Consider the following 20,452-nt stretch of genomic DNA (forward strand, 5'->3'; position numbering starts at 1 on the left):
TATGTATGAAAGTTATTATGGTTTTAAAGAAAGACCATTTCAATTAAGTCCCGATCCAAGATTCTTTTTTGCTTCTAGTCATCATCAAAGAGCCCTGTCATACCTTCAATATGGCTTAGATCAAGGTGAAGGGTTTATCGTGGTTACTGGGCCAATAGGTACTGGAAAAACTACTATCGCCCGCAATTTATTAAATAACTTAGGTGATAAAAGTATCGTAGCAGCTCAGCTTGTTACCACTAAACTAAACCCTCAGGAGTTACTTGAGTTAGTCGCTTCAGAATTTGACATCTCTGTTATTGGTAATAGCAAAGCAGATTTACTGCAAGGCATTGAAAAATTTCTAATTCGATTACATCAGCAAGGAAAAAGAGCCTTATTAATTGTTGATGAAGCGCAAAATTTACCGAGTGAAACTGTTGAAGAGTTACGTATGTTGTCTAATTTCCAGCTGGATAATAAACCTTTAATACAGAGTTTTTTACTTGGCCAAGAAGAACTAAAAGGTATTATACAAGCGCCTAATATGGAGCAGTTTCGCCAACGTATTATTGCTTCTGCACATTTGAAACCTTTATCAAAAGCAGAAGTGAAGGAATACATAAATCATCGCTTGCACCAGGCAGGTTGTATTAAAGATGATTTGTTTTCCAATGCGGCATTTGACCTCATTCATGAGAAAACACTTGGTGTGCCACGAAAGATAAATATTTTTGTTGACCGCTTACTTTTATTTGGTTTTTTGGAGGAACTTAAAAGTATAGACACTAATGCGATTAATGAAGTTGCACAAGAAATGACAGTTGAACTTACCGGCTCACTAAATACCGCAGAGCTGGTCAGTAATGAGCCAAGTCAAGTTGTGGTCAATTCTTCAGAAAAAGTGGAAAGCATTAAAGAGATATTAAGAGAAGTTGAAGAAATATTGGAAGGTAATATAAAACAAAAAATAAAAATGGCTCGTTATGTTGATAAAATACTCAAACATAAAAGCCGTATTTACACCAATACAGACGAGAGCACCCAAAAATAACCCACCTTATGGTTATAGCTTTGCCTGCGCAGTTTAAGCGTAGGTTGAGCTAAATGCCAATCGATGAAGTGTAACCACTGCGAATGTTTTTTGGCCCATCACGTTAATCACCCGCTTAACCATTTACGGACTAAAGTCCGACCTACAAAAAAATTGCCTGCCTAGGTTGAGCTAAATGCCAATCGATGAAATTGTAATCCACTGCGAATTTTTTTGGCCTATCAGGTTAATTGCCCACTTAACGATTGACGGACTGAAGTCCGACCTACAAAAAAATTGCCCTGCTTGGGTTGAGCTAAATGCCAATCGATGAAATAGTTGCCACTACAAATATTTTTTGGCCTATCAGGTTAATCCCCCGCTTAACGATTGACGGACTGAAGTGTGACCTACAAAAAAATTGCCCTGCTTGGGTTGAGCTAAATGCCAATCGATGAAGTGTAACCACTGCGAATGTTTTTTGGCCTATCAGGTTAATTACCCGCTTAACGATTGACGGACTGAAGTCCGACCTACAAAAAATTTCCTAAGGGAGATTATCACCCCTAGGATCAATGTAGGTTGAATTTTAGTCCATCAAGTTAAATGATATTTAACCATTAACTTTTAACCCATACTTTTCTATTAATGAATAAAGTGTTGGTCGGGTTACACCAAGCAAATCAGCAGCTTTAGACATGTTGCCGTCAGATAGTGTATAGGCTTTTTGAATGGCGATTGATTCAGCTTGCTCACGTACTACACGTAAATTAAGTGAGAGTTCAAAACTTTTATCTTGATGATCAAAGAAGCCTAAGTCTATTGCGGTGACCTGTGTGCCAGTCGTCATAATAACCGAACTTTTAACCTTGTTTTGTAACTCACGGATATTACCTGGCCACTTGTGCGCTTTAATCGCGCTTAATGCATCTTCAGAGAAACTTTTAACGTTACGCTTATATTCCATAGCATAATGTTGAAGAAAGTACTGTGCAAGGATGATGACGTCTTCATCTCGATCACGCAACGGCGGAATATTTAAAGTAATTTCACTCACACGATAAAACAAATCTTCTCGAAAGGTCTTATCAGCAACCATCTGTTCAAGATTTTGATTTGTCGCGCAAACAACTCTAACATCAACTGAAATTTCTTGTCGGCCGCCAAGACGCTCTATATTTTTTTCCTGCAAAAAGCGTAATAATTTGGCTTGTAAACTATAGGGCATATCACCAATTTCATCGAGAAATAATGTCCCACCTTCTGCACATTCAATTTTTCCTTTGGTGGTCCGGTGCGCGCCAGTAAAAGCGCCTTTTTCAAAACCAAATAATTCGCTTTCTAATAAAGTCTCTGGAATAGAGGCACAATTTATCGCAATAAAAGGCTTTTTTTTACGATCACTCGCTAAGTGCACAGCATTAGCCGCTACCTCTTTACCGGTGCCACTTTCGCCTAACAGTAAAGCTGTTATGCTTGTTGGAGCAATACGTTTTACCATCATGCGCAAACGTTCAATACTCTCACTGTTGCCAATAATACCCATATCACTACCGGCAACCGCCCGCATTTTCCGGTTTTCTTCTTCAATGGCTGCCAAACTAAATGCACGAGAAACAATGACATTAATCACGTCAGTTTCAATCGGCTTTTGATAAAAGTCATACGCGCCAGCAGAAATCGCTGCTAACGCATGGGTTCGATCATCATTGCCGGTGATGACAATAACTTTACTATGGGGTGCAATAGTCAAAATTTCTTTTAATGCAGCCAGACCTTCTGACGCGTTAGCTGGATCGGGTGGTAAGCCCAAATCTAAGGTGATAACTTTAGGTTCATGACGGCGAACTGCAGCAATCGCGCTTTCACGATCGCCTGCGAGTACAACATCGTAATCAGATAAACTCCATTTTAATTGCTTTTGGATGCCTTTATCATCGTCTACGATTAACAACTTTTCCATGCTGGTTGGATCCTTATAGTAAATCTTGACCGCTTATTGCGCCCGCTAATTTTAATGGCAGATCAATAGTAAAAACTGTTCCTTGTTTAGGCGTACTTGCTACTTTGATAATACCCGCCATATTTTCAAAAAACTGCTTTGCTTCAAATACCCCAATGCCCATGCCAGCATTACCTTTGGTTGAGTCAAAAGGTCGAAACAGTCGACTTTTAATAAATTCTTCACTCATGCCACAGCCATTATCTGCAATGATAATTCTAATGGTGCGTTTTTTTTCAATAAGGGATACTTTTATCCAGCCATCCTTTGTTGTTGCCTCTTGTGCATTTTGTATCAAATGATGCATAACAGACTGAAAAGATTCACTATCTATATAAGTCACACAACTACCGTGTTGCTCAAATTCAATCCTTGGTAAGCTTTGATTACATTGCGAAACAACTTTTTGAACGATTGTAGCTAAATCAGTCTGGCTATGAGAAGACTGCTCAATCTGTTTTTTTCGCAGTTGAGACAATACTTTTTCTAGCCTTTGTGTTGCTGATTCGACCGTTTCAAAAACGTCATCAATAAATTCAGGATTATTGCGATGCTTTTCGGCATTTGACGTAATTAAGGCTAATTGCGCCTGAACATTTTTCAGATCATGTACCAAAAATGCTGACATACGATTAAAGGCATCAAATTGCTTTGATTCACTGAGCTTATCGGTGGCTTCATAGAGTGAAATAAAATTGCCAAGTTGTTTAGATATGGCAAATAATAAATCTCTGTCCTCCCAATTTAATCCTTTGAGTTCATTTTCATCAGCAAGTAAAAATAAGCCATAAAATGCTTTGCCAATAAATATTGGCACTATAATCTGAATCTTGTTAGACCGACATAGCGCAACATCTAAGGTTAACTCAGGATAAAGCAAAGGAGAGTTTTCGTATTCATTGACGTCAACTATCCAACCTTTTTGGTGGCAGAATAGCCCAACCTCCAAAAGCTGTTTTTCTATCTCTTCATTGATTTCAAGCCCATCGCTGTATTGAATTTGATATTGTTGGTTGGTAAACTTTTTAATGATCGCCCCACGTGAAGCATCTACTTTAGACATCATAATGTGTGTTGCCATTTGATAATGACTTTCGCCGCTAGCCGTTTCGATTTTTTCAATCAGATTTAACCACTCGTCGCGATATTCATATTTATTGGCAAAAAAGTTTTTGGCGATAAAAACTTTAACGCGACGGCGCAAAGACTCTGTAATCAGCAAAGCAACAAGGACAATACCACTGAGCATTAAAAAGCCAATGCTAACTAAATCACCCCATTGTCCGCCTAGGTAATTTATAACATAACCAGTAAATGACATTAACAGTAAGTAAGCGCCTGCTATCATCAGCATTGAGCTGTAAAAAACAACGTGACGAGAGACAAAAATACGCACTTCGCCATTGTTAATACGGCGAATGCTGATCAATAAAAGTGGTGCAACAAGTAGCGCTAAGAAACCTCGGCTAAACCAAAAGTTAAAATCAATGCCATCAACCATGGCAGCTTGTGCATATAGCACAAAGTCAAATATAGCAACACTGGCAAGAGCGACGACCAAGGGCCAAATAGCCCAACGCACTTGTCGGCTAGCATTGCGATAAAGCTGTTCAAGCAACACCAATATCCACAAATTAAGCACGATAAACAGCAAGAATATATATTTGTAGGCGGAATCTAACCAGTAGCTTGCTAGCCAACAGCCCAACATCAACAGTAGCCAAACACCAAGGTATTGGCGAACGGTGTAATTGCTCATCAGTGCTTTAAAGTCACGATGTTCAGTATTAAATAAAATAATTAATAACGACCAACAGGCTATTTTAATGCCATCTGCTAACATAGCCCATTGCAGGCCATAACCTAATTTAATTTGTAGGGCAGCCACTAGATTACTGCTTAACGTGACTAAGGTACAAAATAATACCGCCTGTGCAATTAAGCTGCGGTTACGGGCAGCAATAATCAGCAGTGCGAGTAATACATAGACCACGACGGCTAAAGAGAAGCCTAATAAACCAATAAAATCCATAAATTATGCTTTGATCTTTCTTGAAGGGCCTGTTTTTGTAAATAACTCGGTGAGTATGGGCACAATGATAAAACTCGCAATAGCCGAGACACATAAGCCAGAAATAATAACGACACCCAAGGGTTGCCACAAACTGCCACCAAAAAGTGTTAAGGGTAATAAACCGCCAATAGTCGTCATTGTTGTTAATAATATCGGCGTAAAACGCGTGGCACTGGCAGATAAAATAGCTTGTTTTTTATCTAAACCTGTTGATAAATTTCGGTTGGTTGTGTCGATTAAAATAATGGCATTATTAACCACAATACCAAAGAGGCTTATCAAGCCAATAAAAGCCATCATAGAAAATGACAGGTTAGTTAAATACAAGCCAAATACTGCGCCTGCCATAGCAAAAGGTATTGAAGTAAAAATGATCAGTGGCTGTGAAAATGATTTAAACTGCAACACTAGAATAGCAAAAATACCGATAGCGGTTATTAACATAATTTGTGACAGGCCGGAAAAAGACTCTTGTCGAGACTCTTCTTCTCCGCCTAAGCGGTAATACATACCTGCTGGCAATGTATACTTGTCTAGGTAGTTAACCACTTCACTGGTGATGGCTTGCACAGAATAACCTTGGGCTGCATCAGCTGATACGCGTGCCATACGTAACTTTTGATAATGAAAAAAATCTGTCCGGCCTTTCTGCAATTTTATCTCAACAAACTGGCCTAAAGGAATACTCTCTCCTTGTTGATTAACAATCGTTATATCAGAAAGCCCAGTTAAACCACTTTTAGGCCGACGTACTAAAATAGGATAGTTTTCACCATTAACATCATTAAATTGTCCAATAAATGTGCCTGAGAGCGCGGTTTGAATACTATTATCCAACTGATTTATGTCAATGCCTGACAGTGCCGCTTTATCATAATCTATCGCTAAGGCTAATTCAGTATTGGCAATACCAATAGGGTTATCTATATTAATCACACCTTCAATTGCAGCCATTTGGCTTTGTAAATCACCAGCAACCTCTTCAAGATCAGATAAGGATTCGCTGATCAATCTAACGGTAATCGGCTGATCAGTCACCGGGCCTTGAGTAAATTCTTTCACAGTAATTTTTGCTTGATGCCATTGTGAAAATTCTGCTCGTAACGCTTTGACCAAAGTATTTACTGCTGTTTCATCATATGACTGCAATACCAATAGCACTTGACCATAACTTGCTACACCACGTTTAGGAATTTCGTTGTAATAAATACGGGGATTAGAGCTACCAACATTAAGGGCAACTTTATCAACATAGGGTTGAGTTTTAATAAATGCGGTCATCGAGTGCATAACATCGTTGGTATAATCTAATGATGAATTAGCCGGTGTTTCAACGTCAATTAACAACATTGCTTTTTCAGCTTTCGGAAATAAGCTCACACCTACTTGCCCAAAGAGAGATGCCATAGCAAATAAGGCGACGAAGGCGAGCACTAACATGATAATTTTTATATTCATTAAACGACCTAGCCACCCAACATAATAGCGCTCAGCAAATAGGTTGGCATAATGTTGTAGCGCTTTAACTTTACTGGGTTTTTGACTAAAAAATTTACTGGCCAGTAAGGGGGTAAGTGTTAGGGCAATCAGCAAAGACGCCAACAGTACCAATACCACAGTCACTGGCATCGAACGCACAAAATCACCTGTGTCGCTCGCCAGCATAAGCATGGGTAAAAAAGCCAACATGGTCGTTACTGTGCCACTCGTAATGGCCCAACCGACTTTACTGGTGCCTACTGCCGAGGCTTGCGCCAACGTTGGTGCATTTTTCTTTTCCCGGTGAATACTCTCTGTGACGACAATGGCATTATCAACTAACAAACCTAAGGCAATAATTAACCCCACGATAGACATTTGTTGCAGGCCAAAACCGGCAAAATCGAGCCAACCAATAGCAATTAAGAAAGACAATGGGATGGCAATAATGACCACAATAGCTTCGCGTAACCCTAAAAATATTAATGACATTAGCCCGACAAGTACTAAACCTTGCCATAAGTTATCAAAAAAGCCGTTAACGCGATTTTCTACACCGTCAGATTGTTTAAACAGCATGGCTGTTTTAATGGTGTCAGGCAGGGTTTGTTTAAACGCCAATATTTCTTCATCGATGGCTTCAGTGAGCGCAAATATATTGGTATTTGATCTTTGCTCTACCGTCAAAAATATCACAGGCTTGGTATCATAGTACGCCAAATAGCTCGGCTCTCTACTAGAAAAACCGACACTGGCGATATCTTTCAAACGAATAACGCCCGTGTCATTCGAAAATACCACTGTGTTGTTAAGCTCGTCAATATGTTGAAAGTTACCACTGGTTTTAACGTTAAATCGCCGTGTATTAGCGTCAACAAAACCGGGTGTGATGTTAATAGCCCGTTTTTGTAGCAAACTATTAATGGTGAGCATACTAATGCCGTAGTGTTTTAACATTTCAAGGTTTAAATCTACGGCAACCACTTGTGTGGGATAACCCCATATATCGGCTTTTTTTACCGCTTCAATAGCTTCTAAACGTTTTTCAAGCTGTTTTGCGTGAAATTCCATACTTTTATAGTCAGTGGTTTCACTCCAAAGCGCCAACTGAATAATAGCCACACTAGTGGGTGTTGCTTTTAACACTAAGAGATCTTGTACACCTTGAGGTAAGCTTGGCTTGACCGTTGATACCGCTTGTTTAACTTCGTTATAAGCGGTATTTGGATCGCTACCATATAAAAAAGTTACCTCGATGCGGGCACCACCATTTTTAATTTGTGACTCAATTTTTTTAATGCCTTCAATATCAGAAAATTCTTCTTCAAGCGGGTCAACCACTAAGGTTTCAATATCAGTAGGTGACGCGCCTGGGTAGATAATTTCCAGCAAGGTAATTGGAATATCAAATTGAGGGTCTTCAGAACGAGGCATATGAAAATAGGAAACAATGCCAACAAGTACCATCAGCACAACAATAGTGAAGGTAAACTGAGCATTTTTTATGGCAATACGAGGGAGCTGCATAATAACTAATTTCCAGCCACGACGATATTTTGCCAACCTTTAGTGACTATTTTTAAAGGTTGGCTATTACGCACTGCTTTTAAGTAGACATAATCATTGTCTATCTGGAAGACTTGGAAACTCTGCTCTTTAAAAACTGAATTATCTGATGACTGTACAATAAAAATGGCTTTATCTTCGTCATCAACAGCAACAAGTGCTGCGATTGGCAGCTGATAAACAAACTTGTCACTTTCAAAAGCGATGCTAACTTTGGCAAGTTGTCCCGCGATCATACCTGAGGTTATTTTTATTTTCGGTAACAAAACCTCAATAATGAATAAGTGGCTGCTTTCATTAGCCATGGCAGGGATTTTACTAATAATGCCTTCAACAATACCGGTTTGACTTAAAGCTACGCTGGCTTTTTGACCTAATCGAACTTGGCTAATTTCTTGGCCCGTTAGTGCCACTTTTACCACCCAGTCTAGCTTGGCAACTTTCAGTGCTTGATGGCCTGGGCTTTGAAACTCACCAAGCTCTGTATCGCGGGCTAAAACAACGCCTGAAAACGGTGCGTATATTTTGGCTTTGACTAAATTATAATAAGCTACTTGATAAGCCGCCTGAGTAATTTCTACTCGAGTGATAGCGGCGTCCATATCGCGCTCAGAAGCCAGTTGATTATCCATTAAACCACTAATGCGTTTCACTTCACGCTTTGCTTGTGTCATTTGTGCATAGTTGGAATTTTTCTGTTCTGTTAACTCAGTAATATCAAGCGACGCCAACAATTGCCCTTTCTTAAATTGCTCGCCCTCGTCAATACTGAGTAACGTTAAGTAGCCACTAGTTTTAAATGACAGGCTCAATGTTCTCTTGTAATCAAGCTTGCCAGTACGTTCAATGATGTCACGGTAAAGTTCAGCGCTGATAACTTCTGTATCATATGACTGAGCCAATAACGGTTTCGCTATTGAAATAAGTGATAAGGTAAATACAATTAAGAATCGTTTCATAGCCAAGTGTTTACTTCCAAGTGTTTACTTATAGCGTCTTGAGATAAAAGATATTATGGTCTTTACTTTAGGCATCTTCATGACGAAAGTACATCTTTTTCCCCATTACATTAACAATATATTAATCTTATGTTAATGTAATGGCCTATTCGTCGCCTAGTGCAAACCGCTCAAACACCTTGTTATGCAGCCAGATTAATAGCGCATTTAAAGCTAATTTACATAAATAACTCACAAGTGAAGTTTTTACATAATAAATGTCGCAATCTTCTAGACATAAACGACGATAATCTATAGTATTTGCCGCGCTTAAATCTTTTCAATATGCTCCTATGGCTTAGCTAGATACAGCAATGTCTCTAAAAGGTAAGTTGATTAATAAAGCGTTAACAATCAATTTGATCATTAGATAATTTTATTCTTATTGATTGATAATTTATTGTTTGTTGTACCTATGTAATACAAGTCAAAAACCACCCGTAGCTCAGCTGGATAGAGTACACGCCTCCGAAGCGTGTGGTCACAGGTTCGATTCCTGTCGGGTGGGCCACTTTCTCAAGAGATGCCTAGATTAATTTCAGTTACTTACCAAGCGCTCATTCAAACCTCAGATTATGGCTGTTATTAAATAAAAAGAGCACTACTGTGTAGTGCTCTAATGATAATAAAATTTAATGTAATCTTCTAAACTAGAGACTAGAAACTAGGCACTAGAAACTAAAGTTTACTCGAGCGTAATAGCTCATGCCATCGAAGCCATAAGGTAGTGCTCTGACCGGGTATTTAAAGGCGCCATTAGTAATGAAGTTTAACACTTCATCTTCACCAAGCTCGTCGGGTGTCTTATCAAATACGTTATTTATACCGGCAGATAATTGCAAAGTATCGCTAAGCTGATACGCTAAATTAACGTCAATTAATACTGCTGACTCTACGACACTGGACGGTTTAAAAGTGCCTGTTGGTGATAAAAATCCCGGTAGTCCGATATGATCATTACCAAAATACATAATGTCAGTTTCACCATAGTAATTGGCTCGAATAACGCCACTCCATGCTTGGTTACTATAGTCAAAGGTCAAAGTAGCACGTTGTTTCGGTTGTCCATCCGTTAAGAAGCTACGTTGTAAATCGTCTAACGCGACAGTTTCTGGAATACCTTCTGGCGAGTTTACACTATCAATTGTAGTCTCATTTAAATTACCCGCGAGCGTTACGTCTAAATTACCTGCTAATAGCTCTGTCTGATAAGTAATAACAAGGTCAAGCCCTTGGGTAGTTGAGTTCACTGCATTTGAGAAGTAATTACCTTGTACTGCCCCTGTAGCGTTTAGCGCCGTCACTGCTTCAGTGTTAAATGACACGTTATCCGCATTCAACAAACTGCCTAAGGTAATACGGTCATCAATCTTTACTCGATAGGCATCTAAAGATACCGACAGTGCACTGTTAACATCATAAACCAGCCCTAAGCTTAAATTTTTAGATGTTTCAAGCTGTAAACTGTCTACACCTAATGCTGAGGGAAATGCTGAACCCGCTGTTGCGGTGAATGATGACAATAACACGCCACCTGCACCTAAATTAGTGGTATAGGCAGTATATGCACTTTGCTGAAGAGATGGTGCTCTAAAACCTGTTGATACTGCTCCCCTAGCGGCTAAACTATCTGTAAGTTCATAACGCGTTGATAACTTACCGATGAGCTTGCTGCCAGCTTCAGAGAAATCTTCATAACGCAATGCTGCGCCTAAGTTCCATTGCTCTGTTATTTGCTGTTCAAGATCAAGATATAAGGCATAGCTGTGACGGTCTGCATCATTTGCTGCATCTGGTCTTAAGCCTGGATAAGCTTGAAAACCACAACCCGCGAAAACATTACTGTCGATCACAGACGCAGAAGAGGTTGAACTATTATTTGCACCACAAGCATAAGAGGCTACTTCACCGGCAACAATTTCATAATTTTCCTGGCGATATTCAGCACCAAAAGCAACAAACAGCGTTTCGCCATTATTCATTTCAATAAGCCCTGAAATATCAGCGTTAAAGGTTAATTGATCATACCTAAAGCCACCAGAGTAACCTGATGTTGGGCCGGCATTATTAGCAATGTCTTGATCGCTTGCGGTAGGGTTCAGTGCTAGATATTCTGCAGCATAAGAAGCGTTGATAGTATTGTTTGAATAAAAGTCATATTCATTTTCGCCATAGGTAGCGGAAACATCAAAAACCCAATCATCACTTAGCTCCCCCCTTAGACCCAATGCTGTTGATATATCTTGTGCTTCATTATCAATTCTAGGTAAAAAGCCATCTGGATAGATTTGGGGGACATTCTTTTCGGCTTCATTAAAGCTACGGTAAAAGCCATTACCTAAAGCGGTTCTATTTGAGTATCCGCCAAAAGCATAAAGCTCCATATTTTCTAATGGTAGCATGGCGTTATAGAAAAATGACTTAAAGCTTGATTCAGCATTACCTTGGCCCCATCGTACCTTTTCAGATAAAGTACCTGGTGGCGTCGTTGAACTGCCGCCGGTATCTTTTTGCGCGCGATTAGTGCCGTCGTAATCTCTATATTCAGCGGTTAAATTAATAAATCCGCCCTCGTTGCCTAAATCAAAACCCGTATTTAAGCCTGCAACTAAAACATCACCGTCGCCCTCTCCTGTAGCACCTGTTTGGATAAAGCCCGATGTCACATTTGTGCTGTCTTTAAGCTCAAGGTTTATCACACCCGCTATGGCATCAGAGCCGTACTGAGCAGCGGCACCGTCGCGAAGTATTTGCACATTTTTTAACGCGGTCATGGGGATTGCATTCATATCAGTACCGGCAGCACCGGCACCAACGGTACCATTTAAACCAAAAATGGCTTGATTATGACGTCGCTTGCCGTTGACTAGCACTAAGGTCTGATCAGGTTGTAGACCTCGAAGCGTTGCCGGTCTAAATAAATCAGAGCCATCTGATACTTGCGTTCTACTAAAGTTAAATGACGGAGCCATCGCCTGAAGACTTTGACCTAATTCGCTAAAACCACCTTTAGTTAGTGACTCACTGGAAATAATATCAATGGGGGAACTTGACTCAGTTGCTGTTCTACTTGAAACACGAGAGCCAAGTATTGCAATGGTTTCTAAACTTTCATCAACAGAGGCTGTAGCAGCCGCAAAAGATGATGAGCAAGAAAATGATGTACCTATAGCGATAGCTAGGGTGTGTAAACGAAAGTATTTATTAAAGAACAACTTTTTCACCTTTAATTTAGAAATAGAAAAAACCACAAATTTGTGGCGATAAATTTACAGTGAAACTAAACATTTTTCCATCATTTTATTGACAATTAACAGGCGATCCAATATTTGCCTGATTTGTCCTGCGATCAACAAAAGTTTCATTGATAACAATATAAATAGACTTAGATTTGCCTAGCCGCCATTGATATGATTTTAGCAACAAATGTCATTGGAGTTAGTAGCTAATGTTATTATAAATAGTTAAGATTCAGCTGAATTTAACACTCAGGAAGATATAAATGAAAGCACAGGTAAAATGGATCGGCGAAGAAATGTTTATCGGCACCTCTGAAAGTGGCCACACGATTGTATTAGATGCGAACGCAGGTGCTCTTGCGCCAAGCCCATTAGAAAGTGTATTAATATCTCTAGGCGCTTGTTCTTCCGTTGATGTGGTGAGTATATTGGAAAAAGCACGACAAACTATTACTAGCTGTAAAGTTGAAATATCAGCTCAGCGTGTTGATTCTGTGCCAAAATTATTTTCTGATATCCACTTACATTTCGTTATTCAAGGTGACGATGTAGGTACTAAGCATGTTGAGCGTGCGGTCAGTTTATCTGCCGATAAATATTGCTCGGTAGCATTGATGCTTAATAAGTCGGTTAATATTACTCACGACTTCGAGGTTATTAGCCGGTAACGGATTTGCCATCATTGTGGCTGCTAGGGTAACTTTCTTTGTGGCTGCTAGGGTAACTTTCTTTTTACCCTAGCAGCGCTTTAAGCTTTTTATATTGAATGCTAAAGTCAGCTTGCTGATTAAAGATTAAATAGCCAGCATCAAGATACCAAGGCTTAGATACTAGCCGATATTAATAGACTTGTTATAAATACCACTTGGTCTGAACTCCTTTCAGTCGCTACTCATTGTTTCCCCCATCGTTTCCTCCCTGTAAAATAAGAAATGATTCACAGGGAGAAAAGAAGCAGAACGGCAGAAGCAGTAAAGGTTAAATCAAACAATTTGTTACAGGCTTAAAAAGTATTAGCCTTGGGTTACAAGTCACTCATCCAATCAAGTTGTTTGTTTGCTTCACTCTTTTTAAGCATTAAGTCTTTAATCAACGGGGTTAATAATAATTCCATCGCTAAACCCATTTTTCCGCCAGGTACAACTAAGGTGTTCATACGAGACATAAATGACCCATCGATCATGCTGAGGTAATAGGGGAAATCAAGTTGACTTGATTCACGGCAACGAATCACCACAAAACTCTCATCTAACGTTGGAATCGCTTTAGCACTAAAAGGGTTTGAGGTATCAACAGTGGGTACTCTTTGAAAGTTAATATGGGTACGCGAAAACTGGGGTGTTATAAATGAAATGTAATCTTCCATACTTCTCACAATGCTTTGCGTTACAGCCTCACGACTATGACCGCGCTTGTCAGTGTCACGTATTATCTTTTGTATCCATTCTAAGTTTACAATCGGTACCATACCAATGAGTAGATCAACATGCTTGGCTACGTCATTATTCTCGGTAACAACTCCGCCATGTAACCCCTCGTAGTAAAGTAGATCCGTACCCTCGCCCAGAGCTTCCCACGGTGTAAAAGTACCCGGCATTTGGTTATAAGGCACAGCTTCATCGAATGTATGCAGATAACGGCGCATTTTGCCTTTACCTGTTTCTGAGTAGTCTTTAAATAATTTTTCTAAGGCGTCAAAATCATTGGCCGCAGCGCCAAAGTAACTTAATTTAAGTTGCTGTTCTTTCGCTTTGCGCTTTTCTAAATCCATTTCTTGGCGCGAGTAGCGATGGAAACTATCTCCCTCAACGTTTGCTGATGTAATGCCCAATGAACGAAAAATATGCTCAAACGATTCTGTTGTCGTAGAAGTGCCTGCACCCGAAGAACCGGTAACAGCGATGATAGGATTTCGTGACGACATAATGGCTGACCTTATTATTAATGGACAATTGTTATACGAGGTATTACTAGGCGGGTCAAGCTTTAGCTAATGTTCTTATCTTAGGGTAAGTAATTTTAGCGCACAAAAAAGCGGAGCCTAAGCTCCGCTTTTAATATCGTCAGAATAAATTTAGTACAAGTACTAAATTATGCTTCTGCGCTGACTTCTTCAACTACTTCAGCTGCATCTTCTACTGCTGGGCGGTCAACAAGTTCAACATAAGCCATAGGGGCTTTATCACCAGTACGGAAACCACATTTTAAAATGCGAGTGTAACCACCTGGACGATCTTGGTAACGAGCACCAAGTTCGTTGAATAAAATACCTACTACTTCTTTATCTTGTGTACGAGCAAACGCTAAACGGCGATTTGCAACACTGTCGGTCTTAGCCAATGTAATCAATGGCTCTACGACCATACGTAGTTCTTTAGCTTTAGCTACAGTCGTTTTAATCAAACCGTGCTTCACTAAAGAGCTTGCCATATTGCGGAACATCGCTTTACGATGACTGCTATTACGGTTTAACTGGCGACCGCTTTTACGATGGCGCATAAGTTAATCCTTATCTCAACTATTAAAAAACGATGATCGACTTAGTCGTTATCAGCTATGCTTTCTGGTGGCCAGTTTTCTAGGCGCATGCCCAGAGACAAACCACGAGACGCCAAAACGTCTTTGATTTCGGTTAAAGACTTCTTACCTAAATTAGGTGTTTTAAGAAGTTCAACCTCAGCACGCTGTACTAAGTCGCCAATATATTGAATTGCTTCTGCTTTTAAGCAGTTTGCTGAACGAACAGTAAGTTCAAGGTCATCAACAGGACGAAGCAAAATAGGATCAAACAGTGGTTTTTCCTCTTTTGGCTCTACTTCAGTTACATCACGAAGCTCTACAAACGCATCTAGCTGTTCAGCTAGAATAGTTGAAGCGCGACGAATTGCTTCTTCAGGGTCTAACGTACCGTTAGTTTCCATGTCTAAGACTAATTTGTCCAAATCTGTACGTTGTTCAACACGTGCAGAATCAACGTCATAGGCAATTCTTACAACAGGACTGAATGAAGCATCAACTAACAAACGTCCAATTGCACGATCTTCTTCCTCGGCATCACGTCGAGTTGAAGCAGGAACATAACCACGTCCCATTTCAACCTTTATACGCATACTGATAGAGCCATCACCTGTCAAATGACAGATTACATGAGTTGGATTTGCAATTTCTACATCACCATCATGTTGGATATCGGCTGCCGTTACAGGGCCTTCACCAGATTTAGTTAAGGTAAGAACAGCTTCATTTTTACCTTCTAAACTTATAGCTAATCCTTTAAGGTTTAACAGTATTTCGATGATGTCTTCTTGCACACCTTCTTTACTACTGTACTCATGAAGTACACCGTCAATTTCAACTTCAGTTACAGCACAACCTGGCATTGAAGATAAAAGAATGCGGCGTAACGCATTACCTAAAGTGTGACCAAAACCACGTTCTAATGGCTCTAAAGTTACTTTAGCACGAGTAGGGCTAATAGTTTCGATACCAACCAATCGTGGTCTAAGGAATTCGGTTACAGAACCCTGCATTATGTCCTCTCTTAAAGTGCAACTTTACTTAGAGTAAAGTTCAACAATCAACTGTTCATTAATTTCGGCAGACAAGTCAGAACGATCAGGAACACGTTTGAAAACGCCTTCAAGTTTCTTGTTATCTACTTCAATCCAAACTGGCTTCTCACGTTGTTCAGCTAATTCTAAAGCAGCGATGATACGCGCTTGAGTTTTAGACTTTTCACGTACAGAAACTGCATCTTCAGCTTTAACAGTGAAAGATGGAATATTAACAACAACACCGTTAACTACGATAGCTTTATGGCTAACAAGTTGACGAGCTTCAGCACGAGTGCTGGCATAGCCCATACGGTATACTACGTTATCAAGACGTTTCTCTAAAAGTTGCAACAAGTTCTCACCTGTATTGCCTTTTAGACGAGCCGCTTCTTTATAGTAGTTGCGGAATTGTTTTTCTAGTACGCCATAAATACGACGAACTTTTTGTTTTTCACGAAGCTGAATACCGTAATCAGATAAACGACCGCGACGGGCGCCATGTTGACCTGGTATTGTTTCGATTTTACATTTAGTGTCAATTGCTCTAACACCGCTTTTAAGGAACAAATCTGTACCTTCGCGGCGACTAAGCTTTAACTTAGGACCTAAATATCTAGCCATTTTCTTTCTCCAACAATCCTAAAAAAAGTACGATTAAACGCGACGTTTCTTAGGAGGACGACAACCATTATGAGGAATCGGTGTTACGTCTGTAATGTTGGTGATTTTAAAACCAGCAGCATTTAGAGCACGGATAGCAGATTCACGACCTGGACCCGGACCTTTAACGAACACTTCAATATTCTTCAAGCCAAACTCTTGTGCAGCTTTACCAGCACGATCTGCAGCTACTTGCGCAGCAAATGGGGTAGATTTACGTGAACCACGAAAACCTGAACCACCAGCAGTCGCCCATGATAAGGCGTTACCTTGACGATCTGTAAGAGTTACGATTGTGTTGTTGAAAGATGCATGGATATGAGCCATGCCATCAGCAACTTGTTTTTTAACGCGTTTACGCGTACGTACAGGTGTTTTAGCCATTATCTAGTTCCTCTTACTTCTTAATTGGCTTACGAGGACCTTTACGGGTGCGCGCATTAGTTTTAGTGCGTTGACCACGTAGAGGAAGACTGCGACGGTGGCGAATACCACGGTAACAACCTAAATCCATAAGACGTTTAATGTTCATTGAAACTTCACGGCGTAAATCACCTTCTACGGTGTATTTATCCACTTCTGTACGAAGCAAATCAATTTGAGCTTCGTCCAATTCACTGATCTTAGTTGACTCTGCAATACCAGTTGCAACACAAATTGCTTTCGCACGTGTTGCTCCGATACCGAAGATCGCAGTAATGGCGATTACTGCATGCTTACGATCAGGGATGTTAATGCCAGCGATACGGGCCACTAAACACATCTCCTATTTTTAAATTAAAATTTACCAGTTGAAAAGCCCGTTAGGATACTCAACCAGCCGCATTTCTTTGTAAATCGAAGCGGCATTATACAGACTTATCTGCATAATGCTACTGCTTAAAGATTTAGCCTTGACGTTGTTTATGTTTTGGCTCTTCGCAAATTACACGAATAACACCAGCACGTTTAACAATTTTACAGTTACGACAAATCTTTTTTACGGATGCACGTACTTTCATTCTATATACTCCGTTACCTAACGACTCAGTCTAACGACCGTAGCCCTTAAGGTTTGCTTTCTTAAGTACATTGTCATATTGATGTGACATCAAATGGGTCTGTACTTGTGCCATAAAATCCATTATCACAACTACAATAATAAGTAGTGATGTGCCGCCAAAGTAAAAATTGACGTCCCATGCCATGATAATAAACTGAGGTACCAAACAGATAAAGGTAATATACATCGCACCAGCTAAGGTTAAGCGAGTCATAACTTTATCGATATATTTTGACGTTTGCTCACCAGGACGGATCCCAGGAATAAACGCACCGGATTTTTTCAGGTTATCTGCCGTTTCACGCGGATTGAAAACAAGCGCCGTGTAAAAGAAACAGAAAAATATTATCGCAGCGGCAAGTAACATGACATACAACGGCTGTCCTGGAGAAATAGCAATTGATACTTCTTGTAGGAAATCAGCAACCATACCTTCACCTTGGCCAAACCAGCTCGCAAGCGTGCCTGGAAACAAGATAATACTTGAAGCGAAAATTGGTGGAATAACACCTGCCATATTGACTTTGAGCGGTAAATGCGTGCTTTGAGCAGCGAAAACCTTACGGCCTTGCTGACGTTTAGCATAGTTAACAACAATACGTCGTTGACCACGTTCCACAAATACTACAAAGAAAGTAGTAGCAAATATAATTACGCCAATTAGCAATAATACTAATAAGTGCAATTCACCTTGACGCGCCGCCTCTGCTGTTTGAGCAACAGCTGACGGCATACCAGCAACTATACCTGCAAATATCAAGACAGAAATACCGTTACCAATACCGCGTTCAGTAATTTGTTCACCTAACCACATTAGAAACATGGTACCAGTAACCAAACTTACTACCGCAGCAAAGTAGAATCCGAAACCTGCGTCCATTACTAGACCTGGCATCATTCCCGGTAAACTTCTTGCTATTGCAATTGATTGTACAGTCGCTAGAACTAAAGTGCCGTAGCGGGTGTATTGACTGATTTTACGTCGTCCAGCTTCACCTTCTTTTTTCAATTCTGCCATTGCTGGGTGCATGACCGTAAGCAATTGCATAATGATTGAAGCTGAGATGTACGGCATAATACCCAGTGCCAATACAGAGGCTCGCTCAAGTGCACCACCAGAGAACATGTTAAACATCTCTACAATGGTGCCCTTTTGTTGATCAAACAACTGAGCTAATACAGCGGCGTCAATACCAGGGATTGGCACAAATGTTCCCAAACGAAGCACAATAAGTGCACCGAATACAAACCATAATCTTTGTTTAAGCTCAGACAAGCCGCCCTTTGCTTTATTATCAATTCCTGGTGTAGCCATAACCTGTACTATTCCTCGATTTTTCCGCCTGCCGCTTCAATAGCTGCACGTGCGCCTTTAGTAACACCTAAACCACGTACAGTAATTGGACGAGTGATATCACCAGAAAGCATGATTTTCACCGCGACAATGTTACGTGTGATTAGGTTAGCATCTTTCAGGGCAAAGATATCGACAACATCACCTGTGATGTTGTTTAGTTCATGTAAACGTACTTCAGCGCGAACTAAAGATTTACGTGACGTGAAACCAAACTTAGGTAAACGTTGTTTCAATGGCATTTGACCACCTTCGAAACCAGGACGTACACTACCGCCAGAACGAGATTTCTGACCTTTGTGACCACGACCGCCTGTTTTACCTATGCCAGAACCAATACCACGCCCACAGCGTTTCTTGGCTTTCTTAGCACCTGGTGCAGGAGATAAAGTATTTAAATGCATTATTAATCCTCCACCTTAATCATATAAGATACTTGATTGATCATACCACGTACAGCAGGAGTATCTTCTAACTCTACTGTATGACGGATACGACGTAAACCAAGACCCTTTAATGTAGCTCTATGCTTCGGTAAACGACCGATAGAACTTTTTAACTGAGTTATTTTAACTGTTTTAGCCATGCTCAATTACCCCAAGATATCTGAAACGCTTTTGCCACGCTTTGCTGCAACAGCTTCAGGCGAATGCATATTCGCAAGAGCAGATACAGTAGCGCGAACTACGTTGATTGGGTTAGTAGAACCGTATGCTTTTGACAATACGTTCTGTACGCCTGCAACTTCAAGTACTGCACGCATAGCGCCACCGGCGATAATACCCGTACCTTCAGAAGCTGGTTGCATGTAAACTTTAGAACCAGAATGCTTGCCAATGATGACATGCTGAAGAGTAGTACCCTTCAAATCTACGGTTACTAAGTTACGACGCGCTTTTTCCATTGCTTTTTGGATTGCAGCAGGCACTTCACGTGCTTTACCGTAACCAAAACCAACGCGACCAGCACCATCACCAACTACGGTTAATGCTGTGAAACTGAAAATACGACCACCTTTAACCACTTTTGAAACGCGGTTAACTGCGATTAGCTTTTCAGCCATATCACTTTGTTGTGAGTTTTCTTGATTATGATTAGCCATTATCAACCCCTAAAACTGAAGACCAGCTTCGCGAGCTGCATCTGCTAACGCTTTCACGCGACCATGGTAACGGAAACCTGAACGGTCAAAAGCAACACTTGTGATGCCTTTAGCTACTGCACGTTCTGCAAGAGCCTTACCTACAGCCGTAGCTGCTTCAACGTTGCCTGTTTTTTCTAACTGAGCACTAACTTCTTTATCTAAAGTAGACGCTGATGCGATTACTTCAGAACCTGTTGGTGCAATCAATTGCGCGTAAATATGACGAGGAGTACGGAATACAACTAAACGATTCGCACCCAACTCGCTAATTTTTGCACGAGAGCGTTTAGCTCTGCGCAAACGAGATGTTTTCTTATCCATAGTATTA

The 20,452-nt window shown here is 40.3% G+C and carries 19 protein-coding genes and 1 tRNA gene; 3 read left to right on the plus strand and 17 right to left on the minus strand.

The annotated features are described in order from the left end of the window. Position 1 precedes the first annotated feature (1 nt). Positions 2-1,033, plus strand: a complete 1,032-nt coding sequence (locus H4J61_RS16380; protein WP_182186583.1) for an XrtA/PEP-CTERM system-associated ATPase — start codon at positions 2-4, stop codon at positions 1,031-1,033. 592 nt (positions 1,034-1,625) lie between these two features. Here the strand turns inward: H4J61_RS16380 and prsR are convergent. The 4 genes from prsR to H4J61_RS16400 are packed head-to-tail and all read right to left on the minus strand — an operon-like array spanning position 1,626 to position 9,092. Next, on the minus strand, positions 1,626-2,975 hold the full coding sequence (gene prsR / locus H4J61_RS16385) for a PEP-CTERM-box response regulator transcription factor (protein WP_182186330.1): 1,350 nt from the start codon (positions 2,973-2,975) through the stop codon (positions 1,626-1,628). A gap of 13 nt (positions 2,976-2,988) precedes the next feature. Next, positions 2,989-5,046 carry an XrtA/PEP-CTERM system histidine kinase PrsK gene (gene prsK / locus H4J61_RS16390; protein ID WP_182186333.1) on the minus strand — a complete coding sequence of 686 codons (2,058 nt, stop codon included), beginning with the start codon at positions 5,044-5,046 and terminating at the stop codon, positions 2,989-2,991. A gap of 3 nt (positions 5,047-5,049) precedes the next feature. Further along, positions 5,050-8,094 carry an efflux RND transporter permease subunit gene (locus H4J61_RS16395; RefSeq protein ID WP_182186336.1) on the minus strand — a complete coding sequence of 1,015 codons (3,045 nt, stop codon included), beginning with the start codon at positions 8,092-8,094 and terminating at the stop codon, positions 5,050-5,052. 5 nt (positions 8,095-8,099) lie between these two features. After that, positions 8,100-9,092 carry an efflux RND transporter periplasmic adaptor subunit gene (locus H4J61_RS16400; protein WP_182186338.1) on the minus strand — a complete coding sequence of 331 codons (993 nt, stop codon included), beginning with the start codon at positions 9,090-9,092 and terminating at the stop codon, positions 8,100-8,102. A 473-nt stretch (positions 9,093-9,565) separates the two neighbouring features. On the opposite strand from H4J61_RS16400, the gene H4J61_RS16405 reads away from it, so the two are divergent. Beyond that, positions 9,566-9,642, plus strand: a tRNA-Arg gene (locus H4J61_RS16405). A gap of 160 nt (positions 9,643-9,802) precedes the next feature. On the opposite strand, the gene H4J61_RS16410 is transcribed toward H4J61_RS16405, so the two are convergent. After that, positions 9,803-12,346 carry a TonB-dependent receptor domain-containing protein gene (locus H4J61_RS16410; RefSeq protein ID WP_182186340.1) on the minus strand — a complete coding sequence of 848 codons (2,544 nt, stop codon included), beginning with the start codon at positions 12,344-12,346 and terminating at the stop codon, positions 9,803-9,805. Positions 12,347-12,633: 287 nt separating this feature from the next. Here H4J61_RS16410 and H4J61_RS16415 point away from each other — a divergent pair, with 287 nt between their 5' ends. Next, entirely contained in the window at positions 12,634-13,038 is a 405-nt protein-coding gene (locus H4J61_RS16415; RefSeq protein WP_182137247.1) for an OsmC family protein, read from the plus strand. Between the two features lie 356 nt (positions 13,039-13,394). On the opposite strand, the gene H4J61_RS16420 is transcribed toward H4J61_RS16415, so the two are convergent. The 12 genes from H4J61_RS16420 to rplR all read right to left on the minus strand — a co-directional run bounded on the left by H4J61_RS16420 (position 13,395) and on the right by rplR (position 20,445). After that, on the minus strand, positions 13,395-14,294 hold the full coding sequence (locus tag H4J61_RS16420) for a phosphoribulokinase (RefSeq protein ID WP_182137246.1): 900 nt from the start codon (positions 14,292-14,294) through the stop codon (positions 13,395-13,397). A 167-nt stretch (positions 14,295-14,461) separates the two neighbouring features. Then, positions 14,462-14,869 (minus strand): 50S ribosomal protein L17, encoded by a 408-nt coding sequence (gene rplQ, locus H4J61_RS16425; RefSeq protein WP_182137245.1) that lies wholly within the window; start codon positions 14,867-14,869, stop codon positions 14,462-14,464. 41 nt (positions 14,870-14,910) lie between these two features. Further along, entirely contained in the window at positions 14,911-15,900 is a 990-nt protein-coding gene (locus H4J61_RS16430) for a DNA-directed RNA polymerase subunit alpha (RefSeq protein WP_146877766.1), read from the minus strand. A gap of 24 nt (positions 15,901-15,924) precedes the next feature. Beyond that, complete coding sequence (rpsD, locus tag H4J61_RS16435; protein WP_146877767.1) at positions 15,925-16,545, minus strand: 30S ribosomal protein S4; 621 nt, start codon at positions 16,543-16,545, stop codon at positions 15,925-15,927. Between the two features lie 33 nt (positions 16,546-16,578). Continuing rightward, positions 16,579-16,968 carry a 30S ribosomal protein S11 gene (rpsK, locus tag H4J61_RS16440; protein ID WP_076420861.1) on the minus strand — a complete coding sequence of 130 codons (390 nt, stop codon included), beginning with the start codon at positions 16,966-16,968 and terminating at the stop codon, positions 16,579-16,581. Between the two features lie 13 nt (positions 16,969-16,981). Then, on the minus strand, positions 16,982-17,338 hold the full coding sequence (rpsM, locus tag H4J61_RS16445) for a 30S ribosomal protein S13 (protein WP_182137391.1): 357 nt from the start codon (positions 17,336-17,338) through the stop codon (positions 16,982-16,984). 133 nt (positions 17,339-17,471) lie between these two features. Next, positions 17,472-17,585 carry a 50S ribosomal protein L36 gene (rpmJ, locus tag H4J61_RS16450; RefSeq protein ID WP_182137244.1) on the minus strand — a complete coding sequence of 38 codons (114 nt, stop codon included), beginning with the start codon at positions 17,583-17,585 and terminating at the stop codon, positions 17,472-17,474. 30 nt (positions 17,586-17,615) lie between these two features. Further along, complete coding sequence (gene secY / locus H4J61_RS16455; protein WP_182137243.1) at positions 17,616-18,941, minus strand: preprotein translocase subunit SecY; 1,326 nt, start codon at positions 18,939-18,941, stop codon at positions 17,616-17,618. Positions 18,942-18,949: 8 nt separating this feature from the next. Then, complete coding sequence (gene rplO, locus H4J61_RS16460) at positions 18,950-19,384, minus strand: 50S ribosomal protein L15 (protein WP_182131650.1); 435 nt, start codon at positions 19,382-19,384, stop codon at positions 18,950-18,952. A gap of 2 nt (positions 19,385-19,386) precedes the next feature. Then, a complete protein-coding gene (gene rpmD / locus H4J61_RS16465; RefSeq protein ID WP_182137242.1) occupies positions 19,387-19,566 on the minus strand; it encodes a 50S ribosomal protein L30 in 180 nt (59 codons plus the stop codon). Between the two features lie 6 nt (positions 19,567-19,572). Then, the gene (gene rpsE, locus H4J61_RS16470; protein WP_146877772.1) at positions 19,573-20,082 is read right to left on the minus strand and encodes a 30S ribosomal protein S5; all 510 of its coding nucleotides are present in this window, start codon (positions 20,080-20,082) and stop codon (positions 19,573-19,575) included. A 9-nt stretch (positions 20,083-20,091) separates the two neighbouring features. Next, the gene (gene rplR, locus H4J61_RS16475; RefSeq protein ID WP_182137241.1) at positions 20,092-20,445 is read right to left on the minus strand and encodes a 50S ribosomal protein L18; all 354 of its coding nucleotides are present in this window, start codon (positions 20,443-20,445) and stop codon (positions 20,092-20,094) included. Positions 20,446-20,452 lie beyond the last annotated feature (7 nt).

The organism is Colwellia sp. MB3u-4, from assembly GCF_014077065.1.
Lineage (GTDB): Bacteria > Pseudomonadota > Gammaproteobacteria > Enterobacterales > Alteromonadaceae > Cognaticolwellia.

What these genes read in the sequence shown, in the direction of transcription:
- rplQ (WP_182137245.1), bottom strand. Translation starts at nt 14,869, where the DNA reads ATGCGCCATCGTAAAAGCGGTCGCCAGTTAAACCGTAATAGCAGTCAT.
- rplR (WP_182137241.1), bottom strand. Translation starts at nt 20,445, where the DNA reads ATGGATAAGAAAACATCTCGTTTGCGCAGAGCTAAACGCTCTCGTGCA.
- rplO (WP_182131650.1), bottom strand. Translation starts at nt 19,384, where the DNA reads ATGCATTTAAATACTTTATCTCCTGCACCAGGTGCTAAGAAAGCCAAG.
- rpmJ (WP_182137244.1), bottom strand. Translation starts at nt 17,585, where the DNA reads ATGAAAGTACGTGCATCCGTAAAAAAGATTTGTCGTAACTGTAAAATT.
- prsK (WP_182186333.1), bottom strand. Translation starts at nt 5,046, where the DNA reads ATGGATTTTATTGGTTTATTAGGCTTCTCTTTAGCCGTCGTGGTCTAT.
- H4J61_RS16380 (WP_182186583.1), top strand. Translation starts at nt 2, where the DNA reads ATGTATGAAAGTTATTATGGTTTTAAAGAAAGACCATTTCAATTAAGT.
- rpsE (WP_146877772.1), bottom strand. Translation starts at nt 20,082, where the DNA reads ATGGCTAATCATAATCAAGAAAACTCACAACAAAGTGATATGGCTGAA.
- secY (WP_182137243.1), bottom strand. Translation starts at nt 18,941, where the DNA reads ATGGCTACACCAGGAATTGATAATAAAGCAAAGGGCGGCTTGTCTGAG.
- rpsD (WP_146877767.1), bottom strand. Translation starts at nt 16,545, where the DNA reads ATGGCTAGATATTTAGGTCCTAAGTTAAAGCTTAGTCGCCGCGAAGGT.
- H4J61_RS16400 (WP_182186338.1), bottom strand. Translation starts at nt 9,092, where the DNA reads ATGAAACGATTCTTAATTGTATTTACCTTATCACTTATTTCAATAGCG.
- rpsK (WP_076420861.1), bottom strand. Translation starts at nt 16,968, where the DNA reads ATGGCTAAAACACCTGTACGTACGCGTAAACGCGTTAAAAAACAAGTT.
- H4J61_RS16415 (WP_182137247.1), top strand. Translation starts at nt 12,634, where the DNA reads ATGAAAGCACAGGTAAAATGGATCGGCGAAGAAATGTTTATCGGCACC.
- H4J61_RS16395 (WP_182186336.1), bottom strand. Translation starts at nt 8,094, where the DNA reads ATGCAGCTCCCTCGTATTGCCATAAAAAATGCTCAGTTTACCTTCACT.
- H4J61_RS16430 (WP_146877766.1), bottom strand. Translation starts at nt 15,900, where the DNA reads ATGCAGGGTTCTGTAACCGAATTCCTTAGACCACGATTGGTTGGTATC.
- H4J61_RS16420 (WP_182137246.1), bottom strand. Translation starts at nt 14,294, where the DNA reads ATGTCGTCACGAAATCCTATCATCGCTGTTACCGGTTCTTCGGGTGCA.
- rpmD (WP_182137242.1), bottom strand. Translation starts at nt 19,566, where the DNA reads ATGGCTAAAACAGTTAAAATAACTCAGTTAAAAAGTTCTATCGGTCGT.
- prsR (WP_182186330.1), bottom strand. Translation starts at nt 2,975, where the DNA reads ATGGAAAAGTTGTTAATCGTAGACGATGATAAAGGCATCCAAAAGCAA.